15 protein-coding genes and 1 tRNA gene are annotated in these 17,442 nt (G+C 75.3%); 2 read left to right on the forward strand and 14 right to left on the reverse strand.

Features of this window, described 5'->3' with window-relative positions; all coding sequences use genetic code 11:
- Positions 1 to 227: 227 nt before the first annotated feature.
- The 13 genes from pth to DQ238_RS18495 form a co-directional block, all read right to left on the reverse strand.
- Positions 228 to 869: an aminoacyl-tRNA hydrolase gene (pth, locus tag DQ238_RS18435; RefSeq protein WP_113782710.1), complete on the reverse strand. Its 642-nt coding sequence runs from the start codon at positions 867 to 869 to the stop codon at positions 228 to 230.
- A gap of 6 nt (positions 870 to 875) precedes the next feature.
- Positions 876 to 1,574 carry a 50S ribosomal protein L25/general stress protein Ctc gene (locus DQ238_RS18440; RefSeq protein ID WP_113782711.1) on the reverse strand — a complete coding sequence of 233 codons (699 nt, stop codon included), beginning with the start codon at positions 1,572 to 1,574 and terminating at the stop codon, positions 876 to 878.
- 292 nt (positions 1,575 to 1,866) lie between these two features.
- A complete protein-coding gene (locus tag DQ238_RS18445; protein WP_113782712.1) occupies positions 1,867 to 2,847 on the reverse strand; it encodes a ribose-phosphate diphosphokinase in 981 nt (326 codons plus the stop codon).
- Between the two features lie 33 nt (positions 2,848 to 2,880).
- Positions 2,881 to 4,383 carry a bifunctional UDP-N-acetylglucosamine diphosphorylase/glucosamine-1-phosphate N-acetyltransferase GlmU gene (gene glmU / locus DQ238_RS18450; RefSeq protein ID WP_113782713.1) on the reverse strand — a complete coding sequence of 501 codons (1,503 nt, stop codon included), beginning with the start codon at positions 4,381 to 4,383 and terminating at the stop codon, positions 2,881 to 2,883.
- A gap of 31 nt (positions 4,384 to 4,414) precedes the next feature.
- A tRNA-Gln gene (locus DQ238_RS18455) sits at positions 4,415 to 4,487 on the reverse strand.
- A 242-nt stretch (positions 4,488 to 4,729) separates the two neighbouring features.
- Positions 4,730 to 5,695 carry a 4-(cytidine 5'-diphospho)-2-C-methyl-D-erythritol kinase gene (locus DQ238_RS18460; protein ID WP_113782714.1) on the reverse strand — a complete coding sequence of 322 codons (966 nt, stop codon included), beginning with the start codon at positions 5,693 to 5,695 and terminating at the stop codon, positions 4,730 to 4,732.
- Positions 5,692 to 6,555 carry a 16S rRNA (adenine(1518)-N(6)/adenine(1519)-N(6))-dimethyltransferase RsmA gene (gene rsmA, locus DQ238_RS18465; protein WP_113782715.1) on the reverse strand — a complete coding sequence of 288 codons (864 nt, stop codon included), beginning with the start codon at positions 6,553 to 6,555 and terminating at the stop codon, positions 5,692 to 5,694. The genes DQ238_RS18460 and rsmA overlap by 4 nt, the downstream gene beginning before the upstream one ends.
- A gap of 15 nt (positions 6,556 to 6,570) precedes the next feature.
- Positions 6,571 to 7,671, reverse strand: a complete 1,101-nt coding sequence (locus DQ238_RS18470; protein WP_113782716.1) for a resuscitation-promoting factor — start codon at positions 7,669 to 7,671, stop codon at positions 6,571 to 6,573.
- Between the two features lie 342 nt (positions 7,672 to 8,013).
- On the reverse strand, positions 8,014 to 8,853 hold the full coding sequence (locus DQ238_RS18475; RefSeq protein WP_113782717.1) for a hypothetical protein: 840 nt from the start codon (positions 8,851 to 8,853) through the stop codon (positions 8,014 to 8,016).
- Positions 8,854 to 9,229: 376 nt separating this feature from the next.
- Positions 9,230 to 10,096 (reverse strand): TatD family hydrolase, encoded by an 867-nt coding sequence (locus DQ238_RS18480; protein WP_113782718.1) that lies wholly within the window; start codon positions 10,094 to 10,096, stop codon positions 9,230 to 9,232.
- Positions 10,097 to 10,133: 37 nt separating this feature from the next.
- Complete coding sequence (metG, locus tag DQ238_RS18485; RefSeq protein ID WP_113782719.1) at positions 10,134 to 11,927, reverse strand: methionine--tRNA ligase; 1,794 nt, start codon at positions 11,925 to 11,927, stop codon at positions 10,134 to 10,136.
- Positions 11,928 to 11,959: 32 nt separating this feature from the next.
- A complete protein-coding gene (locus DQ238_RS18490; protein ID WP_113782720.1) occupies positions 11,960 to 12,595 on the reverse strand; it encodes a hypothetical protein in 636 nt (211 codons plus the stop codon).
- Positions 12,596 to 12,696: 101 nt separating this feature from the next.
- Positions 12,697 to 14,199, reverse strand: a complete 1,503-nt coding sequence (locus tag DQ238_RS18495) for an amino acid permease (protein WP_113782721.1) — start codon at positions 14,197 to 14,199, stop codon at positions 12,697 to 12,699.
- Positions 14,200 to 14,305: 106 nt separating this feature from the next.
- On the opposite strand from DQ238_RS18495, the gene corA reads away from it, so the two are divergent.
- Together corA and DQ238_RS18505 are read left to right on the forward strand one after the other, a co-directional pair.
- Positions 14,306 to 15,412 (forward strand): magnesium/cobalt transporter CorA, encoded by a 1,107-nt coding sequence (gene corA / locus DQ238_RS18500; protein ID WP_113782722.1) that lies wholly within the window; start codon positions 14,306 to 14,308, stop codon positions 15,410 to 15,412.
- A 158-nt stretch (positions 15,413 to 15,570) separates the two neighbouring features.
- The gene (locus DQ238_RS18505; protein WP_113782723.1) at positions 15,571 to 16,494 is read left to right on the forward strand and encodes a DUF559 domain-containing protein; all 924 of its coding nucleotides are present in this window, start codon (positions 15,571 to 15,573) and stop codon (positions 16,492 to 16,494) included.
- A 95-nt stretch (positions 16,495 to 16,589) separates the two neighbouring features.
- Here the strand turns inward: DQ238_RS18505 and rsmI are convergent, their stop codons facing one another.
- Positions 16,590 to 17,429, reverse strand: coding sequence for a 16S rRNA (cytidine(1402)-2'-O)-methyltransferase (gene rsmI, locus DQ238_RS18510; RefSeq protein WP_113782724.1), 840 nt, complete (start codon positions 17,427 to 17,429; stop codon positions 16,590 to 16,592).
- Between the last annotated feature and the right edge of the window lie 13 nt (positions 17,430 to 17,442).

Below are 17,442 nucleotides of genomic sequence, written 5' to 3' on the forward strand. Positions count from 1 at the left end.
AGGAGCCGCTCGCGGCGGCCGACCGGCCCCTGGGACCGGGTGCCCGTGCTGCGCTCCCCCTGACGCGGGCTCGACCCTCACCGACGGTCACCGGCACGGTCAACACGGAGCGTGACCGTTCACCCGAAGGGGAGGCGGCGCCCCGGCCCGGTTCACCCGGGAGGGCAGCGCCGCGACCGGTCCTCGGTCACCGGGCGTCGACCACGGCGGGCCGGCCCGGCCGGGGGTCAGCTGCGGGGGTGGACGAGGTTCTGCGCGCCCTCGAGGCCGCGGACGAGGAGCTCCTCGGTCGCGTCGGCCGCCTCGGCGACCAGCAGGCCGAGCTCCCTGCGCTCGGGAGCCGCGAAGTCCTTGAGCACGAAGTCGGCCGGGTCCTGCCGGCCGGGCGGGCGGCCGATGCCGATGCGCACCCGCAGGTAGTCCCTCGTGCCGAGGGAGCGGGAGATCGACCGCAGGCCGTTGTGCCCGCCCTCCCCGCCGCCGCGCTTGAGCCGCACGCTGGCGAAGGGCAGGTCGAGCTCGTCGTGCAGCACGACGAGGTCGGTGGCCGGGAGGTGGTGGTAGTCGAGCAGCCCGCGGACCGGGCCACCCGACTCGTTCATGTAGGTGGTGGGCCGGGCCAGGACCACCCGGCGGCCGGCCAGGCGCCCCTCGCCGGCCAGCGCGCGGGCCCGGGCTCCCTTGCCCGACGAGAGCCGGACGCCGGCCCGCTCGGCCAGCTCGTCGAGCACCACCGCGCCGACGTTGTGCCGATTGCCGGCGTAGGAGGGGCCGGGGTTGCCCAGCCCGACGACGAGGAAGGGACCCGCGGAGGGGGCCGCAGGGGCGCCGGCATCGCCGGCGCCCCTGCGGGGGGTGTTCTCGCTCAGCGGACCTCAGCCCCTCTCGGCGGACTCCATCGACTCGCCGCTGCCCTGGTCCTGCGGCTCGGAGACGACGTCGCCCTCGCCGACGCCCTCCTCGGCTGGCGCGGAACCCTCGCGCTCGATGCCGGCCTCGGCCTCGGCGAGCTCGGCCTCGAGGGCCTCGGCGGTGGGCGCGGCCAGGACGCTGACGACCAGCGCGTCGGGGTCGGTCAGCAGGGTGACACCGCTCGGGAGGGTGAGCTCACCGGCGGGGACGCCGTGGCCGGCCTCGTGGCCGGTGACGTCGACCTCGACGGTCTCGGGGATGTGGGTGGCCTCGGCCTCGAGCGAGACGGTGTTCAGCTCGATGCTGAGCAGGGTGTCGGGGGCGGCCTCGCCGACGACGTGCACGGGGACGTCGACGGTGACCTTCTCGCCGCGGCGCACGACCAGCAGGTCGACGTGCTCGTGGACGCGGGTCAGCGGGTCGCGCTGCACGGCCTTGGGCAGGGCCAACTGCTCGCGACCGTCGAGGACGACGGTGATCAGGACGTTGCTGCCGCCGTTGCGCAGCGCCGCGGCGAACTCGCGGGCCGGCAGCGACAGGTGCACGACGTCCTGGCCGTGCCCGTAGAGGACGGCGGGGACGCGGCCGGCCCGGCGGGTGCGGCGGGCGCTGCCCTTGCCGAACTCGGTGCGGGCCTCGGCGACGAGACGGAAGTCAGCCACGGTGGTGTGCTCCTCGGGAGGTGGGTCTGGCGTCTGCGGCCGGCACACGGCGCGGCACGCCCTCCACGGGCACACGCACGTCGATCACGGAGACAGCAGCAGCCGCTCCCTCGCCGGGCTCTACCACTCTAGTCGTCCTCCGGACGACACCGCGGGCCGTACCCCTGCGGCGCTGAGCCCCTCCCGTCCGCCCGCGGGGGACCGGCCGGGCCCCCACTCGGCCGGACCCGCTTCGCGGAGTCGGGGCACGGCCCGCATCGGGAGGCCCTCCGGGCCCCCGCTCGGCGGACCGTCAACCAGCTCCGTCGAAGAGACTCGTGACCGAGCCGTCCTCGAAGACCTCCCGGATCGCCCGGGCCAGCAGCGGGGCGATGGAGAGCACGGTCAGCTTGTCGAACTGGCGGGCCGGCTCGATGGGCAGCGTGTTGGTCACGATGACCTCGCTGATCTGACTGTTCTTGAGCCGGTCGACCGCCGGGCCGGAGAGCACGCCGTGGGTGGCGGTGACGATGACGTCGGCGGCGCCGGCCTCGAACAGCGTCTCGGCGGCCTTCACGATCGTGCCGCCGGTGTCGATCATGTCGTCGACCAGGATGCAGACCCGGCCCTCGACGTCGCCGACGACCCGGTTGGCGACGACCTCGTTGGGCCGCATCGGGTCACGGGTCTTGTGGATGAAGGCCAGCGGGACGCCGCCGAGCTTGTCGCTCCACCTCTCCGAGACCCGCACCCGGCCGGAGTCCGGCGACACGACGGTGAGCTCGCGGTCGCCCCAGTGCGCGCACACGTGGCCGACGAGCAGGTCGAGGGCGAACAGGTGGTCGACCGGGCCGTCGAAGAAGCCCTGGATCTGCGCGGTGTGCAGGTCGACGGTCATCAGCCGGTCGGCGCCGGCCGTCTTGAACATGTCGGCGACCAGGCGGGCGGAGATGGGCTCGCGGCCGCGGTGCTTCTTGTCCTGGCGGGCATAGGGGAAGAAGGGGGCGACGACGGTGATCCGCTTGGCCGAGGCGCGCTTGGCGGCGTCGACCATGAGCAGCTGCTCCATGAGCCAGGTGTTGATCGGCGCCGTGTGGCTCTGCACGATGAAGGCGTCCGAGCCGCGCACGGACTCCTCGAAGCGGACGAACAGCTCGCCGTTGGCGAACTCGTAGGCCGCCGTCGGGGTGGGGGTGACGCCCAGGTGGCCGGCGATCTCGTCGGCGAGCTCGGGGTAGGCCCGGCCGGAGAAGAGCATCAGGCTCTTGCTGGTGGTCTGCCGGATGACGCTCATCGGCTCATCTACCCCTGGTGGTCGTCGCTCTCGTCAGGCCGTCGTCCGCCGCGGCTCGGACGCCGTCGTCCCCGTGTCGGCCGGTGCCTCCCCGGCCGCCTCGGCGGCCTTCGCGGCGGCCGTCCCCGGACGGCGCCGGCGCACCCAGCCTGCCACATTCCGCTGCCGCGCCCGCGCGACACCCATCGCCCCCGGCGGGACGTCGCTGGTGATCACCGACCCGGCCGCGGTGTAGGCGCCGTCCCCGACGGTCACCGGCGCCACGAACATGTTGTCCGCGCCGGTGCGGGCGTGGTCGCCGATCGTCGTGTGGTGCTTGGCCACCCCGTCGTAGTTGACGAAGACGGTGGCCGCGCCGATGTTCGTGCCCACCCCGATGGTGGCGTCCCCGACGTAGGACAGGTGCGGGACCTTCGAGCCCTCCCCCACCTCCGCGTTCTTCGTCTCCACGAAGGTGCCGACCTTGGCGCCGACCCGCAGCCGGGTGCCGGGCCGCAGATGGGCGAAGGGCCCCACCGACACGTCCGGTCCGATCTCGGCGTCCACGCAGTGCGCCCGCACCACGCCGGCACCCTGGCCGACCGCGGTGTCGACCAGCGTGCTGTCGGGCCCCACGACCGCACCGGTGGCCACCGACGTCACCCCCCGCAGCTGGACGCCGGGCTCGATCAGGGCGTCCGGCTCGACGGTGACGGTGACGTCGACCCACGTGGTCGCGGGGTCGACCACGGTGACCCCGGAGCGCATCAGCGCGTCGAGCACCCGGTCGTTGAGCGTGCGGCGGCGGGCGGCCAGCTCGCGGCGGTCGTTGCAGCCGAGGACGTCGACCGGGTCCTCCGCGGGGACGCCGCCGACCGGGGCGCCGCCCTCGGCCAAGGGGGCCAGCACGTCGGTGAGGTACTGCTCGCCCTGCGCGTTGTCCGTCGCGAGGCCGGCCAGGACCCGGCGGAGGGTGGCGGCGTCGGCCACGTACACGCCGGCGTTGACCTCGCGGATGGCCCGCTGCTCGGGGGTGGCGTCGCACTCCTCGACGATGGCCCGCACCGCGCCGTCGGCGTCCCGCACGATCCGGCCCAGGCCGGCGGGGTCCTCGACCTCGGCGGTGAGCACGGTCAGCACGTTGCCGGCGCGGCGGTGGGCGTCGACCAGCGCGGCGACCGTCTCCGGGCGCAGCAGCGGCGCGTCGCCGTTGACCAGCAGCACCGGGCCCTCGAGGTCCGGGACGGCGGCCAGCGCCACCGCGGCGGCGTGCCCGGAGCCGCGCTGCTCCTCCTGCACCACCGGCCGGGCGTCGGGGGCGACGGCGGCCAGGTGCTCCTCGACCGCCTCCCGGCCGGCGCCGACCACCACGAGGGTGTGCCGGGCAGCCAGCGGCGCGGTGGCGGCCAGCACGTGGCCGAGCATGCTGCGGCCGCCGAGGGTGTGCAGCACCTTGGGCAGTGACGACCTCATCCGGGTGCCCTGCCCGGCGGCGAGGACGACGACGGCGGCGACCCCGTCCTGGGTCGGGCCCGGCTGCGGCGGCGGAACGGTCACGGATCTCCTCGGTCCTCGAGCGTCGGCGTCGCTGGGGGACTCGGACTCGAACCGAGACCTCCCGGCTCCAAAGGCCGGCGGGCTGCCGATTACCCCATCCCCCACCGGCGGCCGCCGCAGACGACGGCCGCCGGGCGCCGGACGGTGCCGGCGCCCCGGGCCGAGCCTAGATGAGGGAGTCCGCCCGGATCGGTCCGCGACGCGGAGGCCGGGGACGTCCGCCGTCGACCGGACCCCGGCCCCCTTGCAGGACCCCGCCGCCGGCCCTCCTGCAGGGTCCCGCCGCGAGCCTGCGAGCGGTGGGGGGCAGGAGGGTCCTTCTCCGGTGGGGGGCAAGGGGGGTCCTTCAGCCGACCAGCCGCGCGCCGGGGACGGGGCCGTGCACCGCCCGCACGGTGCGGTAGACGCCCTCGCCGGCCAGCGAAGCGGTCATCCGCACCGCGGCGTCCTCGTCCTCGACGAGCGCGGCCACGGTCGGGCCCGAGCCGCTGACGATCGCCGCGGCGGCGCCGGCGCCGGTCGCCGCGCGCAGCGCCCGGCGCAGGTCCGGCCGCAGCGACACCGCGGGGGTCTGCAGGTCGTTGCCCAGGGCCGCGGCCAGTGCCGGCACCGGCCCGCTGCGCAGCGCGGCGATGACCGGCTCGGGCGAGGCGAGCTGCGCGCCGTCGGGCACCCGGCCCTCGGCGCGCAGCCGGTCGAGCTCGGCGTAGACCGCCGGCGTCGACAACCCCTCCGCGGCGATGCCGAGCACCCAGTGCCAGCGGCGGCGGGCCAGCACCGGGGAGAGCTGCTCGCCGCGGCCGGAGCCGAGGGCCACCCCGCCGAGCAGGCCGAACGGGACGTCGCTGCCCAGCTCGGCGGCGAGCGCGGTCAGCTCGCCGCGGGTGGCGTGGGTGCCCCACAGCGCGTCGAGGGCGACCAGCGCCGCGGCGGCGTCCGCGCTGCCGCCGGCCAGGCCCGCGGCGGCGGGGATCGACTTGTCGACCGCGATGGCCGCGTCGGCGGGCACCCCGGCCCGGTCGGCGAGCAGCTCGGCGGCGCGCCAGACCAGGTTGCGGCGGTCGGTCGGGACGGCGTCCGGGCCGCGGCCCGTCGTCCCCTCGCCGGTCACGGTCAGCGAGAGGCCGCGGCCCGGGCGGACGGTGACCGTGTCGAACAGGGAGACCGCGAGGTAGACGGTGCGCAGTGCGTGGAAGCCGTCGGAGCGCAGCGGGCCCACCGCCAGGTGCACGTTGACCTTGGCGGGGGCGCGGGCGACGACGGCGCCGTCCCCGGCCAGCCGGCCCGGCCCGCCGGGTGAGGACCAGCTCATGCCGGGTCCCCGGTCGCGGCCAGCCGGGCGAAGTCGGCGACCGACAGCTGCTCGCCGCGGGTGGCCGGGTCGATGCCGGCGGCGCGCAGCCGCGCCTCGGCGGCCGCGGGGCCGCCGGCCCAGCGGGCCAGCGCCGCGCGCAGGCTCTTGCGCCGGGAGGCGAAGGCGGCGTCGACGACGGCGAAGGTGGCGGCCCGGTCGCCGGGGGGCGGCGGACGGCGCACCAGCGCCACCAGCCCGGAGTCGACGTTGGGCTCGGGCCAGAAGACGCGCCGGCCCACGGTACCCGCGCGCCGGACCTCGCCGTACCAGGCCGCCTTGACCGACGGCACGCCGTAGGCGGGTGTCCCGGGGGCGGCGGCGAGCCGCTCGGCGACCTCGGCCTGGACGAGGACCAGGGCGCGCCGCAGCGGAGGCAGGAGCTCCAGCAGGTGCAGCAGGACGGGCACCGCCACGTTGTACGGCAGGTTGGCCACCAGCGCGGTGGGCGCCGGCCCCGGCAGCTCGGCGATCCGCAGCGCGTCGGCCGCGACGACGGTGAGCCGGCCGGCCAGCGCGGGCGCGCGCTCGGCCACCGTGCGCGGCAGCCGGGCGGCCAGCCGGGGGTCGATCTCGACCGCGGTGACGTGCGCGGCGACGGGCAGCAGCCCGAGGGTCAGCGAGCCCAGGCCGGGGCCGACCTCGAGGACGACGTCCTCACCGGTGAGCTCGGCGGTCCGCACGATGCGCCGGATGGTGTTGGCGTCGTGCAGGAAGTTCTGCCCGAGGGTCTTGGTGGGGCGCAGCTCGAGCTGCCGGGCCAGGTCGCGGATGGCGACCGGACCCAGCAGCTCGGGGGATGGCTGGGGAGGAGTGCTCAGGGTCGTCCCGTCGGCTCAGAGGCGGCGCCCACACGACGGCCACGGCGAGGCGCCCCGGGCGGCGTACAGCCGCTCCCCGACGGCGATCTGCTGCTCGCGGGTCGCCTGGTGCGGGTACGACGCGTACTGGCCGCCGCCGTTGGCCAGCCAGGTGGACTGGTTGAACTGCAGACCACCGTAGTAGCCGTTGCCGGAGTCGATCGACCAGTTGCCGCCGGCCTCGCACCGGGCCAGCGCGTCCCAGTCCAGCCCGCTGGTGGAGGTCGCAGGGGCGGCGGCCGCGGGGCGCTCCTTGGTGCCCACGCCGACCAGCTCGTCGACCGGCTCGCGGGTGACCTGCGTGCCCACCTGCTCGCGTTCGGTCTCCACGCCGTCGACGACGGTGACCCGGTAGGTGGTGGTCCGCTCGCCGTCCACGCCGGCCCGGGTGACGGTCCGCTCGCCCTCGAAGGCCTCCGGGTCGTCGGTCTCGACCCGGCCGTGCGCGATGGCGGTCTCCTGGGTGACCTCGCTGACCCGGACGCGGAAGACCTGCAGCCGCGTCCGGTCCACCAGCGCCTGGTCGGGGGGGACGCTGGTGCGGTCGGTCGGGCCCAGGGTGACGCCCTGCTCGGCGAGCAGGTCGCCGGCGGTGGCCGCGGTGGTGGTCACGACGCGCTGCTGCCCGTCGACGACGAGGGTGACCTCCTTGGGCGTGGTGATCGACAGCGCCATGCCGTCGAGCGGGAGGCGCTCGCTGCGGCTGGCCGAGACCACCAGGCCCTCGGCGCGGTAGCCGAGCTGCTCGAGCGCCTCGTCGACCGACAGCGCGGTCACGTAGACCTCGCTCTGCACGCCGTCCACGGTCAGCTGCAGCGGCCGGGCCCGGTTGACGACGACGGTGTCGCCGTCGCCCACGGCGGCCCCGGGGTCGGGCAGGACGACGTCGTGCGCCCGGGTCTGCAGCCCCTCCTCCTCGAGCACCTCACCGACGGTGTCGGCGTAGGTGTCCACCTGCCGCGCCTGCCCGTCGACGGTGAGGGTCAGGGACTTCCGCGCGGCGGCGAAGGCCACGGACCCGCCCACCAGTCCGAGCAGGACCAGGGCGAACAGGACGAGCTTCAGCGATCGGGGCACGACTCTTCTCCGGGGCCACGGACCCGGGCAGAGGACGGCGCGGGCACCCGCCGGCTGGCGGGCGCCGAGCGCGCCCCGGCCCGGACGGCGCCGCGACCGGGAGGCGAGGCTCCCGCTCGCGGCGCCCTCCGGGTCGGACCCCATCCCGACCGGTCACGATCCAATGACGCAGACGACATGTCTGACGACGGTGCGTCACGCAGTGAACCAGGGGGTCGCCGTGCCGACATGACGACGCGCCGACCCGCACGGTCGGCCACGTGCCGGGGGAGGCCGGCCGGGTCGCCCGTTGCGCAGGAGGCGGTCGAGGTCAGGCGGGCGTCGCGGCGGCCGCGACCGGGTTCAGCGGGTCAGCGCCCGGTCGTCGACGCGCAGCGGCCGCAGCCAGGTCACCAGGAAGACCGCGACCGCCAGCCCTGCCGCCAGCGCGGCGAACCCGCTGGCCACCAGCGCGACGGGCACCAGGTCGAACCCCTGGGTGACCCGGTCGCCGAGGTCGATGCCGGCGGCCAGCAGCAGCGTGCCCAGCGGCAGCAGGGCCAGCACGCTCGTCGCCGCGGTCACCAGGTGCGCCGTCCACGTGCGCAGCGCCTCGTCGACCGGCACGTCGGCGCCCTCGGCCGGCAGCGGCCGGGCGAGGGTGCGCAGCAGCGCCAGCTCGGCCAGCGCCCAGGCCGCGAGGGGGACGACGAGGGCCACCCCGCCCACCGAGTCGGGCAGCTCGTCGCGCTGCCACAGGAGGACGGCGGTCACCAGCTCGGCGACCACGAGCACGCGCATCGCCCACAGCAGGACGAGCGAGATCTGCTCCGAGCGCCGGGGCCGGCGGGCCGGGGAGCTGGCCCGCCAGCGCGGCCGGGGCCGCGTCGCCTCGGCCAGGACGACGCCCAGCAGCAGCCCGGCGCCGAGGGCCGGCGCCCAGAGGAAGACCGAGGCCTCGGCGAACAGCACGATGCTCACCACGATCCCGACCAGCCCGAGCAGGAAGCCCAGCTGGCGGACCCGCCGTCCGTGCTGCGCCTGGCGCCGGACCGTGGCCAGGCCCTCCGGCGTGGGGGTGGCGAACCCGACCGCCGCGGCCGCGACGGCCCGGCGGCCGGCGGCCAGGGCCCAGGCGCGGGCGAGGAGGACACCGGGGACCAGCACGGCGACGAAGAGCACGACGGCGATGAGGCGGCCCACGGTGTCGATTGTCGCCCTCCCGGGCGACACCGCCACCACGTGCCGTCCCCGCTGCGCGGAGCCGCGAGTCCTTCCTCCTCCTCAGGGGACCCTCCAGCCCCGCACCCGGCCGGCCCCGCTGCAGGGCCCCGCCGGCCCCGTCCCGGCGGCCCTCCTGCAGGGGCCCGTCACGAGCTTGCGAGTGGCGGGGGCAGGAGGGTCCTTCTACCGAGCCCTGACGGCCCCCTTGCAGGTAGAAGGACCTCGCCCCTCTCAACCCTCGCGAGCTCGGGCTGAGCCTCCGGGCGAGGCCAGCCTGCGAGTGGCGGGGGGGCAAGGGGGTCCTTCATGGGGAGGACGGGGTCCTTCAACGAGGCGTGGGGGCAGCGGGGTCCTCCTACCAGGAGCCGAAGACGCGCTCGGCGTTCTCCGTGAGCGCCGCGCAGAGCCGGGGCAGGTCCACGCCGGTGACCTCGGCCAGCGCCCGGACGGTCAGCGGCACCAGCCGGGAGCCGTTGGGCCGGCCGCGGTGGGGCACGGGCGTGAGGAACGGCGCATCGGTCTCCACCAGGAGCTGGTCGAGCGGCGTGCGGGCCGCCGCCTCCCGCAGGCGCCCGGCGTTGGCGAAGGTCACCGTCCCGGCGAAGGAGAGCACGAAGCCGCGCTCGACGCAGGCCGCGGCGAACGCCGCGTCCCCGGAGAAGCAGTGCAGGACGGTGTGCTCGGGCGTGCCCTCGTCCTCGAGCACCCGCAGGACGTCGGTGTGCGCGTCCCGGTCGTGGACGACCAGCGCGACCCCGCGCTCCTGGGCGATGCGGACGTGCGCGCGGAACGACGCCTCCTGCGCCGCCCAGCCCTCGGGCCCGGTGCGGAAGCGGTCCAGGCCGGTCTCCCCCACCGCGCGCACCCGGGGCAGCGCCGCCAGCCGGTCGATCTCGGCCAGGGCGTCGTCGGTCGCCGCGCCGGCGCCGGCCTCGTTCGGGTGGACGGCGACCGCGGCCAGCACGTTGGGGTGCCGGGCGGCGAGCTCGGCCGACCACCGCGAGGAGGCGACGTCCACCCCGACCTGCACCAGGCGGGGGACGCCGACGGCCGCGGCGGCGGCGATCTCGGCGTCCACCTGCCCGTCGTCCGCCGTCCGACCCTCCTCGCCGAGGACGATGTCGAGGTGGGTGTGGCTGTCCACCGCCGGCGCCGGCAGCGGCTCCGGGGACGGCGGTGGCTCCCCCCGCCGGTCGGCGCGGGCGCCGGCCGGCCGGCTCACCCCGCCCCCCGAGGGGCCATTGTGGCCACAAAGGCCCTCACTCGCCCTCCTCCAGCCGGCGCAGCTCGTCGGCGACGATCGACTCGTCGAGCTTGCGGAACACCGGCGTGGGCGGCGAGAGCGGCGTCCCCGGCTCCAGCGGTCGGGACGCCCACACCGCCTGCGCGGCGTCGTAGTCGCCGGTGATCACCGGGTAGGGCGAGCCGTCGTCGAGGTCGGTGACCTCCTCGACGCGCGGGGCCGGCGACCACACGCCGGTGCCGCCGAGCAGCTCGTGCACCTTCTGCGCCGAGTGCGGCAGGAACGGGGTCAGCAGCGCGTTGCAGTCGCTGACCGCCTGCAGCGCGGTGTGCAGCACGGTGTCCCGGCGGGCGGGGTCCTCCTTGAGCTTCCACGGCGCCTGGTCGGAGAGGTACTTGTTCGCCTCCCCGACCACCCGCATCGCCTCCGTGGCCGCGGCCTTCTGCCGGTTGCGGGACAGCAGCTCACCGATCGACCCGAACGCACCCGTCGTCGAGGTCAGCAGGGCGCGGTCGGCGTCGGTCAGCTCGCCCGGCGCGGGGACGGCGCCGACGTTCTTGGCCGCCATCGAGACGGTGCGGTTGACCAGGTTGCCCCAGCCGGCGACCAGCTCGTCGTTGTTGCGGCGGAGGAACTCCGCCCAGGTGAAGTCGGTGTCCTGCGTCTCCGGGCCGGCGACGGCGATGAAGTAGCGCAGCGCGTCGGCGTCGTAGCGGGCGAGGAAGTCGCGCACGTAGATCACCACGTGGCGGGACGACGAGAACTTGCGCCCCTCCATGGTGAGGAACTCGCTGGAGACCACCTCGGTGGGCAGGTTCAGCCGGCCCAGCGAGCCCGGGGTGCCGCCCTTGTCGCCCTCGCCGTCGTAGCCGAGCAGCTGCGCCGGCCAGATCTCGGCGTGGAAGACGATGTTGTCCTTGCCCATGAAGTAGTAGGCGTCCGCGTCCGGCGTCTGCCACCACTGGCGCCAGGCGTCGGGGGCGCCGGAGCGGCGGGCCCACTCGATCGACGCCGACAGGTAGCCGACGACGGCGTCGAACCAGACGTAGATGCGCTTGTCCGGGCGGTCGCGCCAGCCCTCGAGCGGCACCGGCACGCCCCAGTCGATGTCGCGGGTGTAGCTGCGCGGCTTGAGGTCGGGGAGCAGGTTCTTGGCGAAGTTGAGGACGTTGGGCCGCCAGCCCCGGCGGCTGTCCAGCCAGTCGGCCAGCGCCTTGCTGAACGCGGGCAGGTCGAGGAAGTAGTGCTCCTCCTCGACGAACGCAGGCCGCTCCCCGTTGATCCGGCTGCGCGGGTCGATCAGGTCGACCGGGTCGAGCTGGTTGCCGCAGTTGTCGCACTGGTCGCCGCGGGCGCCGTCGTAGCCGCAGATGGGGCAGGTGCCCTCGATGTAGCGGTCGGGCAGGGTGCGCCCGGTCGACGGGCTGATCGCGCCGAGCGTCGTCTTGGGGAAGACGTAGCCGTTCTTCAGCAGCCCCAGGAAGATCTCCTGGCTGATCGCGGCGTGGTTGGCCGTCGTCGTCCGGGTGAACAGGTCGTAGGAGAGCCCCAGCGAGGCCAGGTCGCCGACGATGATGCGGTTGTTGCGGTCGGCGATCTCCCGCGGGGTCACGCCCTCGGCGTCGGCGGCGACGGTGATCGGCGTCCCGTGCTCGTCGGTGCCGCTGACCATCAGCACCCGGTCCCCCACCATGCGGTGGTAGCGGCTGAAGACGTCGGAGGGGACGCCGAAGCCGGAGACGTGGCCGATGTGCCGCGGGCCGTTGGCGTAGGGCCAGGCCACGGCGGTCAGGATGTGCCGATCACTCACGGCACGAGCCTAGGCCGCGCCGTCCACCCGGTTCAGCGCCGGCCGGACCCTGCCGTCGTCGGGACGTCGGGGGCCGCGGCGGGCGCCGGGGTGGTGAGGGCGACCGCCACCAGGGCGAGCCCGATGACCGCGAGCGTGGCGGCTCGCAGCCGGGGGCCCGCGGCGGCCGGCTCGGGGCGGCGGAGCGGGGCGCGGGGCCCCTCCACCACCCAGGCCACCGCCGACGGGGCGCCGGCGAGCAGCAGCTTCCCGACCGGCAGGCCCAGGGCCAGCAGCGCCAGCGCGGGCAGCGGCAGGGTGGTCGGCAGCACGACGGGCAGCGGCGTCACCACCGTGGCCACGAACAGGGCGCCCGCCAGCGCGATCTCGGCGACGGCCACGCCCGTGTACACCCGCCGGCCCGACCCGTCGGCCAGCAGCGCGCTCCCCCCGGCGCACAGCACCACCCAGCCGGCGAGCAGCAGCACGACGGTCGCGACGAGCCCGCCCGAGGTGCGCAGCGGGGTGAGCAGCAGCCCGTCGAGCCCGGTGAGCCCGCCGGCGACGAGCGCCACGGCCTCTGCCCCGCCGACCGCGGCGGCCCCCAGGACGGACGCCGGCGGCCGGCGCCGGACTCGGGACGGCGCCGCGGTCGGGGTCTCGCGGGCATCGAGGACGGTGCTCGCCACGGGGCTGCTCTCCCTGGCCGGGGACGACGGTCACCGGTCGGGTCGGCGCGGGCCGGCGTCCGCTGTACCTCCGCGGCCGCCGGCCTCACCCCTCCGAGGGGTCAGGAGCGGGAGGTGCGCTCCGCCCCCGCGGGACGGCGCTCGCCGGTGGCCATCCGGCTGTGGCTGCGGCTGTAGCCGAAGTAGACGACGACCCCGATTCCCATCCAGATGACGAACCGCAGCCAGGTGTCGGCCGGCAGGTTGAGCATCAGCCAGAAGGAGGCGAGCGCCGAGATCCACGGCAGGACCTGCACCGCCGGCAGCCGGAAGGAGCGCGGGAGGTCCGGCCGGGTGCGGCGCAGGATCCACACCCCGACCGAGACGAGCAGGAACGCGAAGAGCGTCCCGATGTTGACCAGCTCGGCGAGCGTGCTCAGCGGTACGAAGCCGGCGAGGAGAGCGACGATCACACCGGTGATGAGGGTGATCCGGTACGGCGTCCCGTAACGGGGGTGCACCCTCGCCAGGGTGGGGGGCAGCAGGTGGTCGCGGCTCATCGCGAACAGCACCCGCGACTGGCCGAGCAGGAGGATGATGACCACCGAGGTCAGGCCGGCCAGCGCGCCCAGCGAGATGATGCTGGCGAAGAAGGTCAGCCCGTTGGCGGCGAAGGCCCCGGCCAGCGGCGCGGTCGCGGAGAGCTCCGTGTAGTTCTGCATGCCGACCACGACCAGCGACACCGCGACGTAGAGGGCGGTGCAGATCGTCAGCGAGCCGATGATCCCGCGCGGGAGGTCCTTGGCCGGGTTGCGGGTCTCCTCCGCGGCGGTGGCGACGATGTCGAACCCGATGAAGGCGAAGAACACGATCGCCGCCCCGGCCAGGACGCCGCCCCAGCCGAAGCTGCCCTGGCTGAACCCGGTGAGCAGCGAGATGAGCGGCGTGTGCCACCCGACCTCGCCCTCGGCCGCCGGCTGGGCGGGCGGCACGAACGGCGAGTAGTTGTCGGCGTCGAGGTGGAACAGCCCGACCACGATCACCAGCAGGACGACAGCCAGCTTGATCGCCACGACCACCGCGGTGACCCGGGACGAGAGCTTGACGCCGAGGATGAGGACGCCGGTCATGGCCAGGGCGATCACCATCGCGGGGATGTTGACCGTGGCCTCCTCCCCGGCGATGGACGTCGGCAGCGCGAGGCCGATGTCGTCGAGCAGCTGGTTGAGGTAGCCCGACCAGCCGACCGACACCGTCGCCCCGCCGAGCGCCAGCTCGAGCACCAGGTCCCAGCCGATGATCCAGGCCACGAACTCGCCGAAGGTGGCGTAGGAGAACGTGTACGCCGACCCGGCCACCGGCACGGTGGAGGCGAACTCGGCGTAGCACAGCGCCGCGAGCCCGCAGACCACGCCCGCGATGACGAAGGAGACCGCGACCGCGGGACCGGCCTGGTCCCGGGCGACCAGGCCGGTGAGCACGAAGATGCCGGTGCCGATGATCACCCCGACGCCGAAGACGGTGAGGTCCAGGCCCGAGAGGTTCCGCTTCAGCCGGTGTTCGGGCTCGTCGGTGTCGCGGATCGAGTCCTCGACGCTCTTCACCCGGCGCGTGTCTGCGGCCACGACGTCCCTCCGGTCGGCCAGCGCTGCTCGTCCCCGGCAGCGTGGCACGGGTGCGGCCGCTGCGCATGCCTACGCTGTTGGGTCGTTCCGGCCGAGAGGAGTGCGGATGACCGGCACGGAGGTCCCGCGCGGGACGTCCCGGGCAGTGCGCTCGGTGCCGCCGTCGGTTCGGCCCCGGACGGCGGGTGCGCCGCGCACGACGCCGTCCCGGCCCGAGGGGGTCGGCCCGGTCGTCGACTGCGCGGTCTACGCCGACGGCCGCCGGCAGGCGCCGGTCGACCCGGACGACGCGCTGCGGGAGGCGGTCGCACAGGGCGGCTTCGTGTGGCTCGGGCTCTACGCACCGACCGTGGAGGAGCTGGGCGCGATCGCCGAGCGCTACCAGCTGCACCCGCTGGCGGTGGAGGACGCCGTCTACGCCCACCAGCGGCCCAAGCTCGAGCGCTACGACGACCGCCTGTTCATGGTGTTCAAGACCGCGACCTACCTGGAGCACGACCGGCTGACCGCGACCAGCGAGGTGGTGGACACCGGCGAGATCATGGTCTTCCTCGGCGCCCACTACGTGATCACCGTGCGACACGGCGAACACGCCGGCCTGGCCGAGTTGCGCCGGAGCCTGGAGGACCAGCCGGACCTGATGTGCCTGGGCCCCTCGGCGGTCCTCTACGCGGTCGCCGACCACGTGGTCGACGGGTTCGTCGACGTCGCCGGCGCGGTCGAGGGGGACGTCGACGAGCTGGAGGCCTCGGTCTTCAGCGACACGCGCATCGACGACATCGGCCGGCTCTACCAGCTCAAGCGGGAGCTGTTGTCCCTGCGGCGGGCGGTCTCCCCGTTGGAGGTGCCGCTGCAGAGGCTGGCCGAGCGGCGGATGGACGCCGTCCCCGATGCCATGCGCTCCTACTTCCGCGACGTCGAGGACCACGCCATCCGCGTGCGCGACCAGGTCGCCGGCCTCGACGAGCTGCTCACCTCGATCCTGCAGGCGTCGTTGGCGCGCACCTCGCAGGCCGACAACGAGGACATGCGCAGGATCTCGGCGTGGGCAGGCATCATCGCCGTCCCCACGGCGATCGCCGGGATCTACGGGATGAACTTCCGCTTCATGCCCGAGCTGGACTGGCACTACGGCTACCCGCTGGTGCTGCTGCTCATGGCGGCCGTCTGCCTGCTGCTCTACCGCGGCTTCAAGCGCAACGGCTGGCTCTGACCCCCGGGCATGGGAAGCGATACCTGCGTCCACGGCGCCGTGGACGCAGGTATCGCTTCCCATGCCCGGTACGGCAGCACGGGTCGATGCCGTGACGGTTGTCCACAGGACGTCGCCTGTCGTCCCACGGCGGGCCGCGGCCGCGGCACCCTCCTGCCGTGGACTGGCGACCGGTGATCCGTGCAGTGCTCCGTGACGACGACGGCCTGGCCACGCGCCGGCGCCTGCTCGAGCGGGTCCCGGCCGTCGTCCTCGACGGGCACGTCGGCCGCAGGAACCTCGTCCGGGTCTTCCCGCACGTCTACCGCCTGCGCGGCAGCCCGGAGGACGAGTCGACGCTGTTGCGGGCGGCCCTGTTGCACGCCGGGCCCGAGGCGGCGCTCAGTCACACGACGGCGCTGGCCGTGTGGGGGTTGCGCCCGTTGGAGCGCCCTCTGCACCTGACCGTCGACCACGGCGTCCGGCGCGCGGGTGCACCGGACCTCGTCGTGCACCGCCGACTGCGGTTCGACCCGGGGTCGGCCCAGTGCGTCCAGCGGCAGGGCCTGCGGGTCACGACCCTGGCGCGGACGGTCATCGACTCGTGGCCGCTCCTCCCGGTGGCCCAGCGCCGTCCCCTCGCCCTGGACGTCGCCCGCCGGGGGCTGACCACCGCTGCCCTCTTGCGGGAGGCGCTGTCGGAGCGGCCGAACGTGGGCGGACGGCGGCTGCTGCTGCAGACGATCGACCTCATCGAGGACGGCTGTCAGAGCGAGCTCGAGGCCCACGGCGTGCTCGGCGTGTTCCGGCACCGGTCGCTGCCGACGAGCGTCGGGCAGTACCGCGTGGAGCTGTCCACGGGCGTCGTCAGGCTCGACCGCGCGTGGCCGGAGGCGAAGCTGGCCGTGGAGCTGGACGGTGCGCGCCACCACACCTCACCGGAGGACCGGCAGGCCGACCTCGCCCGGGACAGGGCCCTGGCGGCGGCCGGCTGGGTGGTCCTGCGGTTCACCTACGCCGACGTGCTGCGTGATCCCGACGGCGTCCGCGCCCGCGTGCTGGAGGTCTACCGGACGCGTCGCAGCCAGCTCCGCGCCGGCTGACGGTCTCACCCTGGGCATGGGAAGCGATACGTGCGTCCTGGCAGCCCACACGCACGTATCGCTTCCCATGCCTACGGGGTCGACCGACTACGGGGTCAACTCGAGCTGGCGGCGACGACGGCGTCGTAGACGGTGCGCCGGGGCAGCCCGGTGCGGACGACGACGGCCCGGATGGCGTCCTTACGGGTGGCGCCCGCGGCCTCCTCGTCCGCCACGAGCGCGGCCAACCGCGCCGGGTCGACCGCCGCCGGCGCCGCAGCAGCCCCGCCCACCACCAGGGTGATCTCCCCGCGCACGCCCTCGGCGGCCCACGCGGCCAACTCGGCGAGCGTGCCCCGGCGGACCTCCTCGTGGGTCTTGGTCAGCTCCCGGCAGACCGCGGCCGGCCGCGACGAGCCGAACGCGGCCGCGGCGTCGGTGAGCGCGTCGGCCAGCCGGTGCGGGGACTCGAAGAAGACCATCGTGCGCCGCTCGTCGGCCAGCCCGGCCAGCCGCGACCGGCGCTCACCGGCGCGCCGCGGCAGGAACCCCTCGAAGCAGAACCGGTCGACCGGCAGGCCGGACACCGCCAGCGCCGTCGTCACCGCCGAGGGGCCGGGCACCGAGGTGACCTCGACCCCGGCCTCGATCGCCGCGCGCACCAGCGTGTAGCCGGGGTCGGAGACCGAGGGCATCCCGGCGTCGGTGAGCAGCAGCACGGTCTGCCCCTGCTCCAGCGCCGCCAGCAGCCCCGGCAGCCGGGAGCGCTCCACCGACTCGTGGAAGGTCACCACCCGCCCGGTGGGGGTCACCTCGAGGTCGGCGGCCAGCCGGTGCAGGCGGCGGGTGTCCTCGACGGCGAGCACGTCCGCGGTGGCCATGACCGAGCGCAGCCGCGGGCCGACGTCGCCGGGCTGCCCCAGCGGCGCCCCACCGAGCACGAGCCGTCCGACCACGACGACGAGCCTG

Source organism: Geodermatophilus sp. TF02-6, assembly GCF_003319115.1.
Taxonomy (GTDB): Bacteria; Actinomycetota; Actinomycetes; order Mycobacteriales; family Geodermatophilaceae; genus Geodermatophilus.